6 protein-coding genes are annotated in these 17,202 nt (G+C 70.1%); 1 reads left to right on the top strand and 5 read right to left on the bottom strand.

Annotation, left to right across the window (positions count from 1 at the left end; all coding sequences use genetic code 11):
• Window positions 1-2: 2 nt before the first annotated feature.
• Window positions 3-971, bottom strand: a complete 969-nt coding sequence (locus tag AC3WMR_RS14720) for a Bug family tripartite tricarboxylate transporter substrate binding protein (protein WP_492264453.1) — start codon at window positions 969-971, stop codon at window positions 3-5.
• Window positions 972-1,137: 166 nt separating this feature from the next.
• Between AC3WMR_RS14720 and AC3WMR_RS14715 the strand changes: the two genes are divergently transcribed.
• Window positions 1,138-2,118, top strand: a complete 981-nt coding sequence (locus AC3WMR_RS14715; RefSeq protein ID WP_492264454.1) for a LysR substrate-binding domain-containing protein — start codon at window positions 1,138-1,140, stop codon at window positions 2,116-2,118.
• On the opposite strand, the gene AC3WMR_RS14710 is transcribed toward AC3WMR_RS14715, so the two are convergent.
• From AC3WMR_RS14710 to AC3WMR_RS14695, 4 genes are all read right to left on the bottom strand, one after another.
• On the bottom strand, window positions 2,111-2,800 hold the full coding sequence (locus tag AC3WMR_RS14710) for an RNA polymerase sigma factor (RefSeq protein ID WP_492264455.1): 690 nt from the start codon (window positions 2,798-2,800) through the stop codon (window positions 2,111-2,113). The genes AC3WMR_RS14715 and AC3WMR_RS14710 overlap by 8 nt on opposite strands.
• A complete protein-coding gene (locus tag AC3WMR_RS14705) occupies window positions 2,800-15,486 on the bottom strand; it encodes a filamentous hemagglutinin family protein (protein WP_492264456.1) in 12,687 nt (4,228 codons plus the stop codon). The genes AC3WMR_RS14710 and AC3WMR_RS14705 overlap by 1 nt, the downstream gene beginning before the upstream one ends.
• Before the next feature lie 173 nt (window positions 15,487-15,659).
• A complete protein-coding gene (locus AC3WMR_RS14700) occupies window positions 15,660-16,634 on the bottom strand; it encodes a FecR family protein (protein ID WP_492264457.1) in 975 nt (324 codons plus the stop codon).
• Between the two features lie 16 nt (window positions 16,635-16,650).
• On the bottom strand, window positions 16,651-17,199 hold the full coding sequence (locus AC3WMR_RS14695) for an RNA polymerase sigma factor (RefSeq protein ID WP_492264458.1): 549 nt from the start codon (window positions 17,197-17,199) through the stop codon (window positions 16,651-16,653).
• Between the last annotated feature and the right edge of the window lie 3 nt (window positions 17,200-17,202).

Genomic DNA, 17,202 nt, shown 5'->3' with positions numbered 1-17,202 from the left:
GCTCAGTTCTGGCTGCCTTCCAGGCCGGTCGCGCGCAGCAGCGTGCGATGGCTTTCGAGCTGGTCCTTGACCAGCGCGCCCAGCGCTTGCGGCGTGGACGGGGTCAACATGAAGTCCTGCACTTGCATGGCTTGCTTGACCGAAGGCTTGTCCATGGCGCGCTTGAAGGCCGCGTTCAATTGCTCGACCAGATCGGCCGGCATGCCGGCCGGACCGAACAGCCCCAGCCAGGGGGCGATGGGAAAGCCGCCCAGGCCGGCTTCGGCCATGGTCGGCACGGTCGGCGCGTTGGGGCTGCGGGTGGGCAGCACGGTCGCCAGCGCCTTGAGCTTGCCGGCCTGCACCTGCGGCATGCCGGTGCCCGCCGTGGCGATGCCCGCATCAAGATGGCCGCCCAGGATGTCATTGATCATCGGCGGCTCGCCCTTGTAGGGCACGCTCAGGATGTCGATCTTGCTGGCCTGCGCCACGTACGCAAACGACAGCAGGCCCGTGACGTTGCCCGACCCGTAGGTCAGCTTGCCGGGGTTCTTCCTGGCGTGCTGCACGAATTCCTGCAGCGTGTTGCCCGGGACGTCGGCGCGGGTATACAGAAAGAACGAATAGCGGCCGATATCGGTGATGGGTGTGAAATCCTTCACCGGATCGTAGGGCGGCGTCTTGCGCATGACCGGCACGCCCGACATCGGGCTGTTGGTCGCGATAAGCAGGGTGTAGCCGTCGGGCTTGGCGCGCACCACTTCCTGGGCGGCGATGGCGCCGTCCGCGCCGGGCTTGTTCTGGATGATGACGGCCTGGCCCAGGTCTTCGCCCACTTCCTTGGCCAGCGTGCGGGCAATGATGTCGGTCGACGCGCCGGCCGGAAAATGCACGATCAGCGTGATCGGCTTGTCGGGAAAGGCTGCCTGGGCCGTGGATGCGCCAACCAGCGCCGCGCACGCAAGCAGTGCGCCGGGAATGAGCCGTTTCATGAATGTCTCCTGTTTTATCGCTATGGAGCGCATTCTAGTGAGCGGCCACCCATCCGTATAATGATTTGGAACGCCAGAATCGTTCGTTTCTATCGATGAATTCGCATGCCGATGAAGCACGGCCGGGCGAACGAACGACCCATAAGATCGACCCATAGGGCAGACCATGGAAATCCGGCAACTCAGGTATTTTCTCGAAGCGGCCAAGCGCGAGCACATCACGCAGGCGGCCAGCGCGCTGCACATCACGCAGTCCACGCTGTCGCACCAGCTGCGCCAGCTGGAAGCGCAGCTGGGCACGCCGCTGTTCGACCGGGTCGGGCGCCAGGTGCGGCTGACGGCGGCCGGGCGGCTGTTCTCACGCTTTGCGCTCAGGGCGCTGCGCGACCTGGAAGATGGCCAGCTGGCGCTGCAATCGCTGAACGACCTGCAAAGCGGCGAACTGCGTGTCGGTGTGATCACCACCTATACGAATTCGCTGCTGCCGCGCGCCATTGCCTCGTTCGCCACGCGCTATCCGGGCATCCACCTGCACGTCGAAGACCTGCCCATGCGGCAGATCGAACAGCGCCTGCAGGATGGCCTGCTGGATATCGGCCTGGGCTTCACCACGCCCGACAACGGCGAACACCTGGACAGCGAACCTCTCTTCACCGAACGCCTGATGCTGCTGGTGAAAGACGACCATCCCCTGGCCGCGCGCCAGACCATCGACAAGAAAGACCTGTCGGGCCTGGACATCGCCCTGCAATCGCGCCTGTATGTGTCGCGCCAGCTGATCGAACGCCAACTGGCCAAGTACATCGAAGGCCGGGTGCGGCTGGAGCTGGACTCGATCCCGGCCATGCAGAGCATCGTCGCCCATAGCCATCTGGCGTGCATGCTGTTCGAAGGGGCGGTGCTGCCCCTGCCGACGATGCGGGCCATTCCCATCGCGCCGCAGGTGACGCGCACGGCCGCCCTGCTCTGGCCGCGCGAGCGCTACCGCTCGAAGGCGGTCACGGAGTTCGTGCAGACGGTCAAGGCCAATCTGGCCATGACGTCGGCCCCCGGGCTGGCGCCGGCCAGCGACAAGCGCCCTGCCCGGCGCCCCCGCACCGCAAAGGCCGGCGGCGGCCTGGCCAACGCCAACGGCCGCCTCAAATAAGCGCCGCCGCCTGCTCGCAATGCCGCAGCGCCTGGCGCAGCGCCGTGTCCACCGACCGCAACGACATGCCCAGCCATTCGGCCGCATCGGCGCGGCTGCGCCCTTCCACCCGCAAGGCGATCAGCACGGCGCGCTGGCGGCGCGGCAATTGATCCACGATGCGCGACAGCGCAGCCAGGGCCGACCGCCCCTCGGTCACGGCCTGCGGCCCCGGGGTCTCGTCGACCAGCTCGGGCAGCGCCGTGGCAGGGTCATCCAGCGACAGGCACGACGCCTGCCCGCGCAACCGGTCGATGGCCACATGACAGGCCATGCGGAACACATAGGCGTCGGCCTCGCGCACCTCGGCCAGCACCGGCCGCTGCAGCCGCAGCCAGGTCTCGTGCAGGCATTCGTGCGCCAGGTCGGCGCAACGAAACCGCCGCAGCAGCCGGCCATGCAGCGCGGCGTAGCTGCCGCTCAGGTGCTCGCGCAGCCGCGCCGTATCGTCGACCCGGCGCGGCGATTCGTCAGGCGGGCGCACGGTGCCGTCCGGCGAGTGCACCGTTTCGTCTTGCGGACGCACGGCCTGCCGTGCCTGCCGCAAGGGCTGGCGCGGCAGATGCCACGCATCGACGTCCAGCCAGGGCGGCGGCAAGGCGGGCGCCGGCCGCGGGCGCGCGCTCGATAGGGGCGTCATCATCACAGCCGGCCCAGGTTGCTCTGTTCGCGTTCGGTCAGCTGCTGCTGCGCCTCCGGCGGCAACTCGCCCAGGCCCAGGACGCGCACCGCGCTGCCCGGGTCATAGGACGCCGACGGCGCGGGCGGCTTGGGCGGCGGCGCTTCGGCGCCGCTGCCGGCCGGCAACTGCTCCGTGCCAAAGCCCAGGATCTGCACGTTGAAGATCGACGGCTGGTTCTGACGCGCCGCCGCGCGGTCGCGCTGCATCACGTCCTGCGCCGAGGACGACGCCGAGGTCGCCGCCGCGCTGGCGCTGGTCAGCGCGTTGGTGTTGACCGACGCCGTCACCGGGATGCCCTTGCTGTCGCCCTGCACCTGGATGTTGGCGGCGTTCACCACATGCAGCGCCGCCACGTTGACGTTGCCCGACACGCGGATGCCGGCCTCGCCCGCATCGATGGTGCCCAGCGGCGCGATCAGGTCCACGTCGCCCGCCGGCACTTCGGGAATCGGCGCCAGCGTGCCGATGCCCGCGCCGGTGGACGGCACGGTCGGCGACAGCGTGACGTTGCCGAAGGCGTCGTACACGCGCCGCGGCGGCGTATACAGCACCGTCGTCTTGGCGCCCCGGCCGGCGTTGATGTCGCCTTCGGCCGACCAGGCCTGGATGTGGCCACCGAACGTGGTCATGATGCGGCTCTGGCCCAGCAGCAGGCTGCCTTGCGCATACAGCTGGATGTTGCCCTGCCCTTGCGTCACCACGCCCGCGCTGGCCGGCGGCGCCACGCCTTCCACGCCCAGCACCTGCCGGCCGCCCGGCGTGAGCAGCTGGATGTTGCCGCCGAAGTTGCTGCGCAGCCCCGCGCCGCCGTACATCGTAAAACTGCCGTCGTAGCGCAGCGGCCTGCCCGCGGCGTCGACGTCGGGGAACAGCGCGGCAATGGCGCGGCGTCCGCGCAGATAGCTGCCAAAGCGCGGGCCGCCATCGTCGTTGTATTCGCGCCCGCCTTCCTTCAGTTCGGCAAAGAACAGCTGACGCGCGTAGATGCCCAGTTCGGCCGGCGCCAGCGCCGCCAGGGCCGCGCCCGCGCCCGCCTCATCTCCCTGATAGCCATGGTGCTTGCGCAGCCAGTTCACCAGGTGGACGCCGCTGTCCTGCTCGAAGTCGTTCTTCAGGTCGCGGCGAGCCTTGTTCGTGTCGGCATCGCGCAGCGCCTGCTGGCGCGCCAGCTCGGCCGGCGCACCGGCGTCATCGCCGGCATAGCCGAACTCGGCCGCCAGCCAGCCGCGCAGCGTCATCTCGCCGCCATAGGCCTGCACGACCTTGCCCGGATGGGTGCCCAGCGCCTCGCCGGCTTGCAGCCCGCGCGCGCCGTCCAGGTAACGCGCCAGGAACGACGCGTAGTCCGGACCCGCCGAGCCCACGCCGGCCAGCACGGCCAGGTCCGCACCGGGGCGGGTGTCGCCGCGCACGATGGCGCCCAGGCTGCGCACGCTGGCCACGTCTTCCTGGCGCAGTTGGCGCCCGGCCTGCATCAACAGCGTGCCGGGCCCTGCTACCTGCGCATTGGCGTAGACGATGTCGCGGCCCGCCTCGATCAGCGAGAAATCGCGGGCATTGTTGTGCAGCGCGGTGACGTCCAGGCCCAGGATGTCTCGACCCGCCCGCACGGACACCGGCAAGGCGGCCTCGTACCAGGTATCGACGCTGCGCACCGCGCCCGCCACGTTAAAGCGCACCGTCGCGCCGCTCTTGACGCCCACGATGTCGCCAGAAGCGGCATAGAAGCGGGCGACGCTGGCGTCCCCTGCGTGCAGCGACCGGTCCAGCGGGGTGCCTGGCCCGAACGCAAAGAGCGGCTTGTTATCCCATCCCGACGCCTGCATCACCCCTTGAGTGCTGGTGTTGGTCAAGATCAGAGTGGCGTACATGTCCGTCGAGTAGGCGCTGAAGGCCGGACGCAACGGCGTGGGCAACGCCACATCGGCCGCCGACATCGACACCGTATGCGCGCCTGTGGCCAGAATGGAACGACCCGCCAGCATTTCCAGCTGGCCGCCCGCCGACGGCGCCAGCAGCAGCACCGGATTGTCCTCGCCGGCAGCGTTGTCGGCCAGCACGATATTGCCGTTGGCGGCCACCGCCCGCAGAATCGACGGGTACACGAAATACCTGCGGCCCGTCCCATCGATCTGCGTGATTTCGGGCCGCAGTTCGTCACCGGCAAAACGGGCATTGGTGACGGTCATCGGCGTGAGATTGCCGCCCGCCGAAAACAGATTGATGGCCGTCGATGGCGTCCAGAGCGTGAACCAGCTTTCGCCGCCGCCCGTCGCCGGCTGCGCGTCGCTGACCCGCTGGTACGGACTGGCATTGACCGGCCGGGTCCGCCCGGGGTCGCTGACGCCGCCCAGCACCAGGTCCGAGCGCGTGTCGATCCAGGCCACGGCATCGCCCAGCACCAGCCGCGGTCCGCCCATCGGACGGCCGGACGCCACCGCATACGGATCGGCGGCGCGCAGGCCGCCGCCATCGCCATAGCGCAGATCCATGCCCCCCATCTGGCCGGCGGACACGGCAAGCCGGCCCCGCAGGTTCGCCAGCACGCCGTTCAGGTCCAGATGGTCGCTACCGCCGGTGTGCGGACCGGTGGCGTTCAGCTGGGTGGCGGCCAGCGACGGATTGATGCTGCCGCCCACGCGCAGGTCCAGATCGCCGCCGCCCGTCAGCACCATGTTGCCATCGAGCACCCGGCCGGTGCTGCCGACGACAGCGGTCAGGCCTTGCGAACGCGGTTCCACGCCATTGACGTAACGGGCCGCATCGCCGCGGGCATCGCGGATACCCGCGTCGCGTCCGGCGGAAATGCTGAGGTTGCCACCGCCCAGCGTGCCGAAGCCGGTAAATCCAAGCAGCCGCGGCTCTTCATAGCCGCCGCCCACGGAAGCCTTCGTCGCATAGCTGCCAAAGTTGATCCACCAGCTGGGCGCGATGTCCGCCACGCCCGGCGTGCCCAGGCTGCCCTGGCGCCACAGCCACGCGCCGGTCAGCGTGTTGGCATAGCGTGCACGGGGAGACGCGCCTTCGAGCGTGACGCCTGCATCGGCGGCCGACCCCACCGCATCGCCGTAGACGTCGCGCCCGGCCTGCACCACCAGGTTGCCGCCCTGGTCGGGATACCAGGCCTGGTACACGGACAGGGCGGCGTCATACTTGCCGTCCAGCTGGATCAGCCCCAGCGTGCCGGTGGCCTTGTCGGCGCCGCGCGGCAGGTTGAACCGCGCATCGGCCGCGCCCAGCGATGATTGCGTGCCCGCCGTGTACACGCCGTACAGCGACGCCATGCCGACGTCGCGTCCGGCCAGCAGCGACAGATCGCCCGCGCCGGTGCGCAGCACGCTGAAGGCCGGCGACCCGAAGCCATATTTGTATTCGCGGGTGACGATGGTTTCGCTCGTGCCGCCGCCCAGGCAATTGGTGGCATCGGCGCAGAATTCGTCTACGGTGATACCCAACTGGGCCACGAGCTGCTCGACCGGCTTGCCCACCCAGCTCAAGTCTCCCCACCAGTTCATGGAACCGGTTTCCGACACCGTGCGCGGCGCGGGCGTGCAATAGTCGCCCCACCCGCACATCTCTTCCCATTCGAAGCCCCACTGTTCGGCCAATTCCTTGATCGGCTTGCCAACCAGGAGCGGATCGCCGAACAACTCTTCGGCGCCGGCCGGCGTCAACACCATCACGCCGACGAAGATCGTCTTGGTGGTCTGGGTCGCGCGGGCCGCCAGGCCGTAGTGCGTATCGGCCAGCACCAGGTCGCCCTTGCCCAGCACGTTGCGGGCGCGCACGTCCGCCGAGTCCAGGTCGGCGCCAGCCACCGCCGTCAGGCTCCAGGCGCTGGCGCCCGGGCCCAGCATGGGGGCCAATGCCCAGTTGCGGCCTTGCTTGCCGTCCGGGCCCTTGGGCCGCAGATCCACCGGCTTGCCATCGAGCAGCACCACCTTGGTCTGGGACGGAATCAGCGAGCCCTGCGCCAGCACGATCCGCGTGCTGGCCACCAGCTCGGTCGGCAACGCCACGCCCTTGGGCCAGGTGAATGCGCGCATCGACGCACTGCTGCGCAGCACGAAGCCGGCGCCCAGCATCGAACCCGCTTCAAGCTTGACCTCGCCCGCCAGCACCGTACCGGCGCGCAGCACGCTGCCGCTGGCGGTGGTGACGTCGCCCGTCAGCACCAGGCCGGCAGGCAGCGACAACGCCGCGTTCAGCGTCATGGCGACCGGCAGCACCGTGCCCATCGGCAAGGTCGCGGGGCGCGCGGGCAGGTCGTAGTTCAACGTGCGGCCCTCGGGGAACGAGGTGCCCGCTTCCAGCTTGACGCCGCCGATCGGCACCACCAGGTCGCCGCCAAACGGCGTCACGGCCTGCGAGCCGTAGCGCCCCTCGACCAGTTGCCAGCCAGCCGCGTCGTCCGGCGAATCCGGCGGCGGCGCAAAGCCGTCGTTGATGCTGCCGTAGATGTTCAGATTGCCGCCCGCGCGCAACACCAGCGCGCCCGGTTCGCCATAGCCGCGCCGTGCCGGCGTGTTGCGGTCGACGTTCGGGCCGTAGCGGTAGTTGGACAGGTCAATGTCGCCCACCACGCTCAGGTCGCCGTCCGGCGTGGCACTGACCACCTCGACACCGGGGCGCAGATGGTAATTGCCCAGGCCCGCCAGACGGGCGGACAACGCCGGGTTGCCCAGCGCCGCGGTCATGAAGGCCTGGCTCTGGCCGTCGATGCCGTCCAGGTAGGCCTGCGAGATCAGCTGCGGCACCTTGCCCGTCACGTCCGGCGCGCTCGCCAGCGGCGCGTCGTTGTAGCGGCGGAAGGCATTCACCGCGACGGTCCTGGCTCCCCGGATGGCGGGCGTGCCCAGCACCGTCACGGCCACGTCGTTGGCGCCGTCGCCCGAACCGGCAAAGGCGCCCTGCCCGTTGCCGCCGCCCAGGCGGCGCGCGTTCAGGTCCAGCGTGCCGCGCGCCACGCCATCATTGTTCGGCGCGTCGGTGCCCGCGCGCAGGTCCACTGCCGCGCCAGCCCCCAGCACCAGCGTGCCCTCGCGGGACGTCAGGTCCACCATGGCGCGGTTGACGCTGTCGATGATCTTGCCGTAGCTGTCCACGCGCAGGCCGGTGCCATGCGTGTCCAGCAGGCCGTTGATGACCAGGTCGCGCATGGCAGCCAGGCGGATGCTGCCCACCTGCGCGCCGCTGGCGTCGATGCGGCCATTGACGGTCAGGCTGCCGCCGTCCAGCACCAGTTCGACCTGGCGGGCGCGCACCTCGTCACCCACCACCAGGTCACCGCGCTTGATCTGGAAGCGCCGGGCACCAAACACGCCGCCTTCGGTCAGGCGCGCGTTCAGGTCGGCAAAGTCGGCCACGGTCTGGGCACGCAGCACCGCCTCGGCGCTTTCGTATGCCACCCGCGTGCCGCCCGCGTCATACAGGCCCGACGCCGTGCCGCGCAACGATCCCGCCAGGTCCAGGCGACCCGCGCCTTCGCCCAGCGCAATGGCCTGGATACGGCCCGCGCGGTTGTGCACCGCCGACACATCGATCAGTCCGCCAGGCGCCTGCGTGATGTTGCCCGCCGTGCTTTGCAGATCGATATCGCCCCCCCAGCTGTAGCGCAGCTGGTCAAGCAGCCGCACCTCGCGGCCCGATAGATCCAGGCGCGAGCCCGCGCCCAGCGTGATGTCGCCCTCGGCCTTGACGGTCAGCTTGCCCGACGGCAACGCCACGGTCGTGTCCACCAGGACGCTGCGGCCGGCCAGGTTCAGGGTGGCGCCCAGCGCATTGCGTGCGGCAGCGGCGGCTCCCGTGCCGGTGACGGCCAGCGCACCGCCCGCCTTGATCGAGTTCACCGAACCGGCCTCGCCAGTCAAGAGCGGCGTGCGGATCAGCAGATCGCCGTCGCGATAGCGCCAGCCGTCCTGCGCGGTGTAGCCCTCCGGCGCGTGATAGACCGACAGGCCGCCCTTGGCGCGGCCGGAAATCATCTGCGCGGCATCCAGGGTCACCGACGAAAAGCCCAGCACCAGGCGCTCGGCCGGTACCAGGTCGTTCGGCAATTGATAGGGCGAAGATTCCAGCCGGATCACATCGGCCGCGATGTTCAGCGCACCGCTGCCCAGGCTGTCCAGGATCGCGCCGCCCGGCGCCTGCGGCTTGTTGGCGCCGGCGCCGCTTGAACCGCCGCGGTCGGCGGCAGTCGCCCCCGCCCACACGAATTCAGAGGCGGCAATCGTGGCGGTATCGCCCGCCGCGCCGTAGCCGTAGATGGCCGGTGCGCCCAGCACCAGCCGCTGCAGTGACCGGCCGCCCGCGCCGCGCGCGTCCAGCGAGACCGAGCCGTACACGTTGACCGATTCGCCCGCGTTGAGGATCAGGCTTTCCAGCGCCGGGGCTTCCAGCGCGGTATTGCCGCGCAGCAGATTGCCCAGCACGTCCTGGTTCAGCGCCAGGCCCGGCGGCAGGCGGCCTGCCGCGCCGGCCTGCTGCAGGGCCTGGGCGCTGCCCAGGTTGACGGCCGACACGCTCAGCGCCAGGTTGCGAGTGCCGTATTGCACCGTATCGCGCCAGGTGAACGCACCGCTGGTAGAGGCACCGATCGAGCCTTCCGACAGCAGGCGGGCAGGCCCCGAACAATCCGTGAGGCAGCCGCCCACATCGATGGCGGTGCCGGTGCCGTACTTGGGCACCAGCAGGTTCACCAGCCCGTTGGAGACCGCCAGCATGGCGCCGCTGATCAAGTCGTAGTAAAGGCCCGTGCGCGCATCCTGCGCCACGTCGCCGCGCCCCAGCGTGGAAAGGGTCGCCCCCTGTTCCACCAGGATGCCCCGGCCGCCATCGAGCGAGTACAGGAAGATCTCGGGCGCCCGCAACGCGGCGCCGCTGCGCACGACCACCTGCTTCGCGTTGCCCCCTACGCTGCGGGCGCCTGACGCATATTGGCCCCCGACGGTGCCGCCGATGAACATCGCGCCAGGCGACAAGGCGTTCAGGTCCGCGGCATAGATCGCCGCGGCCTTCGGGCCCAGCACGGGCGTCTGGCCGGCCGCCAGGATCTCCAGGCCATCTGCCGGGCCAGTCACCGCCAGGCGGCCGGCGTAACTGCCGCTGCCCGCGGGCACGTCGAACCGCGCGGTTCCCTTGAACGACAGGGCCGGGGCATCGCCCATGCCGGCGCCCGGCGCCAGGTTCAGATGCAGCGCGCGGGCATCCGTGGTCAGCATGCCGCGGGCAATGCCCTTGCGCGCCGCGTCGGCCAGCACGAAGGCGTTATAGGACGTCTCGTTGTACTGCGCATGGCGCCGCACCACATCGGCAGGCGTGATCAACAGGCGCGTCGGCAGCGCTGCAAGCTGCCCGGTCCGGGCTGTGCCCACCAACCCGCTGCCCACCCACGAGCCGCCGCGCGTCGCCGCCGTCACCGACGCTTCATTGGCGCCCTGCGGGCCCAGTTCGACGCGGAAGGCGCCGGGCAGCAGCGCATACGTCGAGGGCAGCAAGGTGTAGGTCCCCGCCGGCAGGCCCGGCACGCCGCCCTCAATGGTGACCTGCCGCCCCACTGCGGGATTGCCCGCGCCGGCATCGGCCGCAACCGGCGCCTGGCTGCCGGTGAAGCCCGGCACGATGGCATAGACCGCGTTGCCCGACCGGCTGAAGCTGAATCCCGGATTGGCATCGGCCATGGCGTAGCGCAGCACGTCGACCGAACCGCCCCGGCCACGCACGAACGCGCCGCCCGTCAGTTCGCCGCCGCCGGACAGATCCAGCACGGCGCCCTCGGCCACCTCGATCACGCTGCCCTGGATCTGAATCTTTCTGCCCAGGAAATCGTCGCTGCGGGTCGGATCCGGCGTCACGTCCTTGCCGGCATAGGCGTATTTCACGCCGTCCACCGTGCCGCCATAGGGCATGAGCAGCCCGCCGCCGCTGATCGACGTGATGCTGCCCGGCAGGAACCGCACCGTGCTCGGCTTTTCGGAGCGGCTTTCAAAGGTGATGGCGCCCAACGGTGCGCGCAGCACGCCGCCCTGCTCGATCAGCGGCGCCGCCAGCGTGATCGACCCGAATGCGGAATAGGGCAAGGCCGGCGTCTGGCCGTCCGTGCGTCGCAACGTCAGCACGGCATCGTGGTTGTAGCTGGCGATGTCGCCGTTCGGTCCCTTGGCGAGGTAGTCGCCAACGGCAATGGTGCCCCCCGAACCGGTGACCGGGTAGATCTGTGCCGCGGTCAGCGTCAGGCGGCCGGGCGCGGCCAGCTTGTTCATCAGGCCGCGGTCGCCAAACCCCGACGCGCCCATGCGCATGTCGCCCAGCACGTCGAAGCGCACGTCGTCAAAGGTGACCAGGTTGCGCATGCCGCGCACATCCAGCAGATCCGCCGCCACGTTCAGCCGGTGATCGACATGGAGATACTTCAGCGGCGCGGCAACCGGCTGCAGGAAGGCGTCGGCGCCATCCAGCGGCCGATAGCGCGCCTGGTTGAACAGCACGTACGACGCGCTCAGATTCACCACGCTGGCGGCAGACGCCGTTTCAAGCAACGACAGCGCGCCCGACAGCCGCAGGCTCTGGCGCAGGGCCAGCGAGACGTCGCCGTCGGCGCGCACATCGGCGTTCAGCGCCAGGTTGTCAAAACCGCCCGCCTCGATCCGGTCCACGCCCAGACGGCCATAGCCATACACCAACGCGGGGTTGTCCTGGCCCGGCTTGAGATCCGCGGCCAGCAAGCTTTCGCCCTGGCGTTGCGCCAGGATCAGCTGGCGTTCCGCCTGCACCGCCAGTTCCGGCGATTGGTTGCGCATGTAGAACGCGCCGGCCAGCGACACGCCCAGGGTGCCGCCGGCCGCCTGGCGGGAACCGGCCGCCGCGCGCAGCATGCCATCCAGGTGCAGGCCGTTGGCGGACGACAGCACGATCGTGCCGCCATCGGACCCCACCACCGTGGCACCGCGCCCCGGCAGGTCCAGCACGGCCTGCGTGCCCGATGCATCCAGCAACGCCCCCGGCCGCAGGATGATGTGCCGGTCGATGGGCCGGTTCAGCGTATCGACATCGGTTTCCCAGTCGATCTTGCCGCCGATCTCGATCGAGCCGCCCGCCTGCACCACGCCATAGCGCTGGCCCTTCCGGTCCACCGCCACATGGCTGCGCCCGGCCACGTCCAGCACCGCCTGCTCGCCGATCCAGACCGAGCGCGGATTCGCCTTGGGCACGTAGGGTTGCTCGCCGATGCGCGGCTCATTGATCGAAATGCGCCCGCCCCAGGCGTCCAGCCGGCCCAGCACCGTCAGTTGGTCCGCGCCCTTGATCTGGATCGTGCGGCCGGGGTCGACGCTGACGCGCGCGTCCTCGCCCACCACGATCGGTCCGCCCACGGCGCCGCGGTCCGAGTACAGCGCCAGGTCGGCGCCAACGCGCTGCGTCAGACGACCGCGCAACGGGTCTTCGGTGAATAGCGGCGGCGTCCAGAGCGACAGCACGTCGCCCGGCTCGACGCCCGAACCCGGCGCCTGCGCGGTGCTGCCCGGCAACCGCAGCACCGGCATGGCCACGTCGATCTGCGCGCCGTCGGCCACCGTCAGGCCCTCGTAGCCGTTGATCTCGTACTTGCCGAAACCGGTGCGCAACAGCGACGCATCCAGCCGCAGCATGCCCTTTTCCAGAGGACCCAGCGGGCCACCCAACACGATGTGCCCGCCGCTGGACACGGACAACGTGCCGCCACCCGTCACGCCATAGCCTCGCACTTCGCCGTTCATCGACAGCTGGCCGCCGCTGGCCGCCACGCTGCTGAGCGCATAGGCGGCCAGCGTCACGCTGCCACCCTGGCCGCCCTGCAGCTTGCCGTCGGCCAGCACCGACGCGCCGGCCGATACATCCAGTACGCTGCCCGCATCCAGGGTCACGTCGCCCGAGCTGCGCAGCGCCACGCGGCCGCCGTCACGCACCGGCAAACCGGCCAGGCTCTCGGCGTCGCGCAGCAGGTTGGCCCACACGCCGCGGGCATCCAGCATCACGCCTGAAGCCACGTGCACCCGAGGCTTCTGGTTGGCTTGAGGCGCCAGGCCCGTGTCTTCGATACGCGGCGCCAGGAAGCTGGGTTGCAGCAGGACGTTGCCGGCCTGGATCAGGCCGCCGCGGCTGACCAGGTTCGCCTTGATGTCCACCTCGGGCGCATAGAGCGTGATTTCGCCGCCGTCGGCGCTGTGCAAGGCCGTATCGACCGTGATGGACCGGCCCGCGGCGATGCGCACCCGGCCCAGCGAAAAGCCATTGAGCCGATCCGCGTCCAGGAACAGCTTGCCCAGGTTTTCCTTGGGCAAGGCAGCCGCCAGATCCAGTCCGTCGGCCAGGCGCTGCCCGCCCGCGCCCACGATCACCTCGGCCACGGTATCCGCCGTGGCGCCCAGCTGATAGTGCACCTGCCTGGTGACGGGGTCGTAGTAGCGCAAATCGTTGCCCACTACCAATGCCGCGCCGCGCGCCATCGCGCGTTGCGACTGGCTGTAGCCGTCCAGGCCCGCCTGCGGCGCGCGATCCTGGCGCACGCCCTGATAGGTATTGCTGACCAGATCGCCTTCCAGCACGGCGTTGCGGGTCGAGATGACCAGCGCCCCCGCATCGCGCCCTACCGTGTAGCCGTCTTCCTGGCGCGTGCGCGGCGCCAGCAGCGCGTTGTAGAAGCGGCGCGTGGCCTTCTCGCCCCACCGTTCGGAACGCTGCTCGAAACCGTTGTAGATGCCGGTGTACAGCAGGTCGGCCGGCGCCCGGTCGGCCGTATAGAGGCGTCCGTCCTGGCCGCGCAGCCAGGTCTGCTGCAGGGTGCCGGCCTGCACGTCCAGCGTGCCGCCCGACAGGTTGATGGTCGAGCCTGCCTGCGTCACGACCTCGGCGCCTTCGAAGCGGACCTGTCCGCCCTGCGCCAGCCAGTGGCTGGCCGGCACCGCCAGCGTGCCCAGGTAACCGCCCACTTCCAGCAGGCCGCCGCCGCTGTACCAGCGGTCGCCCTCGTAGCCGCCGGTGCCGCCGGCCACGCGGATCAGCGAGCGCCGGTCCAGCCACACATCGCTGTTGTTCAAGCGCGCATCGTCGCGGTTCAGCGGCGAATCACGCTGCTCGTTACCTTGCAGATTGATCTTGAGATTGTTCGATTCCATCGACACGGCCACGCCGATGGCGCCGGCCACGTCCAGCTGCGCGCCGTCACGCACCAGGCTGCGCCCGGCCGCCTTGACCGCGATCTGGCCGCCCGTGGCCAGCGTCAGCGAATCGCGCTGGAAATCCACCGTGCCGCCGCTGTCGATCTGCACCAGCGACAGGTCGCGCCGATTGCGGTCGGTCTGCGCCAGCGTGCCGGTCGTGTCGACGCTGGGCGGCATCAGGTTGTCGCGCTGGCCGTCCAGCGCCGTGGCGTTGTCCGCGTCCACCAGAATGGCGCTGACCGCGCCCGAATGCAGCGTCACCGCCGCCTTGACGCCCACGCCATTCAGGTGGATGGTGCCGCGCGAATCCACCGACGTGGATGCCGCCAGCACGCCCGCCTGGTCCACCGTGCGGGCCGCCAGCGTGATATCGCCCTGGGGCGACAGGATCAGGCCGCGGTTCGTCACCACGCCCTCGCCGGTCGGCGTGATTTCATTGCCGCGCGTGGTCGACGCGGCATTGCCCTCGGTGCCCTGGCCGCGCTTGATGATGAAGCTGTCGCCGGCCACCAGCCCCGCCTGCCCGCGGGCCGTCGTGAGGGTGCCGGCGTTGTCCACCTCGCGGCCCACCAGCAGCACGTAGCCGCCGGATTGCGTCACGGTGGCGGGCCGGTTGGTCTCGATGAGCGCGCCGGGCCGCAATTCCACCTTGCCCAGCGCGTCCGTGAAGGTCGGGGTCTTGTCGTCCGGCCCGTACAGGCCATTGTTCTCGAACTGCGTGTCGCTGATGCGCGCCGCGGCCGCCACCAGGTTGCGCACGTTCACCTGCGAGGTGCCGTCGAACACCACCCCGTTGCGATTGACCACCATCACCGTGCCGGCGGCCTTGATCTGCCCCTGGATCACGGACGGCCGCGCCTGCGGATCGTTGACGCGGTTGAGCACGGCCCAGCTCGACTCCTGCTGGAATTGCACCGTGGTGCGCTTGCCGACGTTGAAGGTCTCCCAGTTCAGCACGGCCTTCGAGCCGGTCTGCTCGATCGCGACCTTGGTGCGGCCGTCTTCGACGGTCGTCACCGGCGCCCGGGCATTGCGCCAACCCGCCGTCAGCGGATTGGCATCCACCTTCAGGCCGCCTTCGGCCATGCCGTCCGGCACCGGCGCGTCCGACGCCAGCGCCGCGCCACGCGCGGCGCGTTGCGCGGCCTGCTGCGCGGCGATCGCCGCCGCCGTCGTGCCCAGGTTGCCCACCGACCGCTGCAATTGCTCGCGCGCGGCCTGCGACTGGCGCGCACCGGTCAGCGAGCTCACCGGTGCGCCGTTGGGCAGCCGGCCCGTCGTGATGGCCTGCGTCTGCGCCGCGTTCTTGGCCGCGAACCAGCCGCTGCTGAAAGCCTGTTGCGCCGAGGCCGGCATGGCCACGCCCCCAGACACCAGCATCAGCGCCAGCGCGGCAGGCAGCGGCTTGAGCCGGCCTCCCCGCGCGCCAGCCGCAACAAGGCGGGTCATAGGGAGTTTGCGAAGACGCGATGTCATAGCGGGCAATCCTGATCCGTGTAGCCAAGGGAGCGAGATCACGTCATCGACGCGTTCGTGGCGCGTGATGGCGGCTCATACTCCAATGACGGAGGGACGCGAAGGAAGGGCTACCGAAAACCCCTAAATATTTTGTAACAGCACCCTCAGCTGAGCAGCACGATGCCGCCCGGCAGGCGCGTCAGCTGCGCGCCGTACAGGTCGCGCAGCATGTGCAGCGCCAGGTCGGTCTGGGTAATCTCAAAGCGCATCCGCACGCGCCGCGCGGCCAGGTCGGCATTGCGCAGCAGCACGCGGCCCGGGCGATATCGATTGATCTCGTCCACCACCTCGGCCAGCGTCTGCCCGGCGAAGGTCAACGTCCCCGTGCGCCAGGCGTTCACCTGCGCCGTATCCGCCGCCAGCGGCGCGTGCAGGCCGGTATCGTCGTAGGTAACCTGCTCGCCTTCGGCCAGGGTGCGCTGCGCGCCCGCCCATTGCACGTCGACCGTGCCCTGCAGGCAGGTCACGCAGACCGCGGGCCCGGTATAGCGCAGATTGAAGCGCGCCTGCCGCGCCCGCGTGGCGCCGGCCCCGGCGTAGACGATCACCGGCGCGCCGCTGCCGGCCGCTTCCACCTGGGCCTCGCCCGCCACCAGTTCGATGGCTGCGCTGCCGGCCTGCGCGCCGCGCTGGTTGATGCGGGTCTGCGTGTTCATCTGCACGTGCAGCTGATCGGACAGCGCCAGTTCGCGCTGCTCGGCCGTGCCGGTCCGGAAATCCGCCGTGTAATCCAGCAACGACGGCCACAGGGACAGCGGCGGCCATACCGCCACCGCCGCGCCGCCCGCGGCCATGGCCATGGCCGTACCCAGAAAGGCCCGGCGGGCCGGCCGGCTCGGCCCCCTGCGGGCAGGCGGGTGCGCCAACCCCGGATCGCGGCGCATGGCCTGGCGCAATACCGGGTCCAGGTCCCGCCACAACCGCGCCACCTCGTCCCAGGCTTGCGCATGCAACGGGCTGCGTGCGCGCCACTGCTTCATCGCTTCGGCGTCGCCGCGCGTCGCGTCGCGGTCACGCAGGCGCAACCACCATTGCTCGGCTTCGCGCCGCAAGCGGTTGAGATCTTCGGATGGGTTCATGGCGCCGAGCATCGTGTCAGAATTTCCGTCGGCCGACAACAGCGCCGTTGGCCACGGCGTCGGTGGCGGCCAGACGCTCGCGGCAATGCCGCATGGCGGCCGCCAATTCCTTTTTCACCATCGCCACCGAAATCTGGAAGCGTTCGGCGATCTCGGCATTGAGCAGCCCATCCACGCGCGCCGCCGCCAGGATGGCGCGCTGGCGCGGCGGCAGTTCCTCCATCGCGACCTCCAGCGTGCGCACGTCGCGCCGCGCCGCCACGATGCGCAGCGGGTCGGCGGTTTCGTCGGCCACGTGCAGCAGCGCTTCGCGCTCGTCGTCGGCCAGCGGCTCGCGGCTGCGCCGCCAGTCGTCGGTGGCGATGCGCGCCGCCATGCGCAGCAGGTAGGCGTCGGGATTGAGCACCGGACTGGCGGGCTTGGCCACATCCAGCCGCAGCCAGGTTTCATGCAGCGCGGCCGACGCCTGGTCACGCGACCCGACGATGCGTTCCAGGCTGCGCCGCAGTTCGGCGTAGCGGGCGATCAGGCGCAGCCGCAGCAGCGCAGCGGAGATCATCGACATGCC

This window comes from Achromobacter sp. FW305-C-28 (genome assembly GCF_058783235.1).
This window is presented reverse-complemented; position numbering and strand designations above follow the sequence as displayed.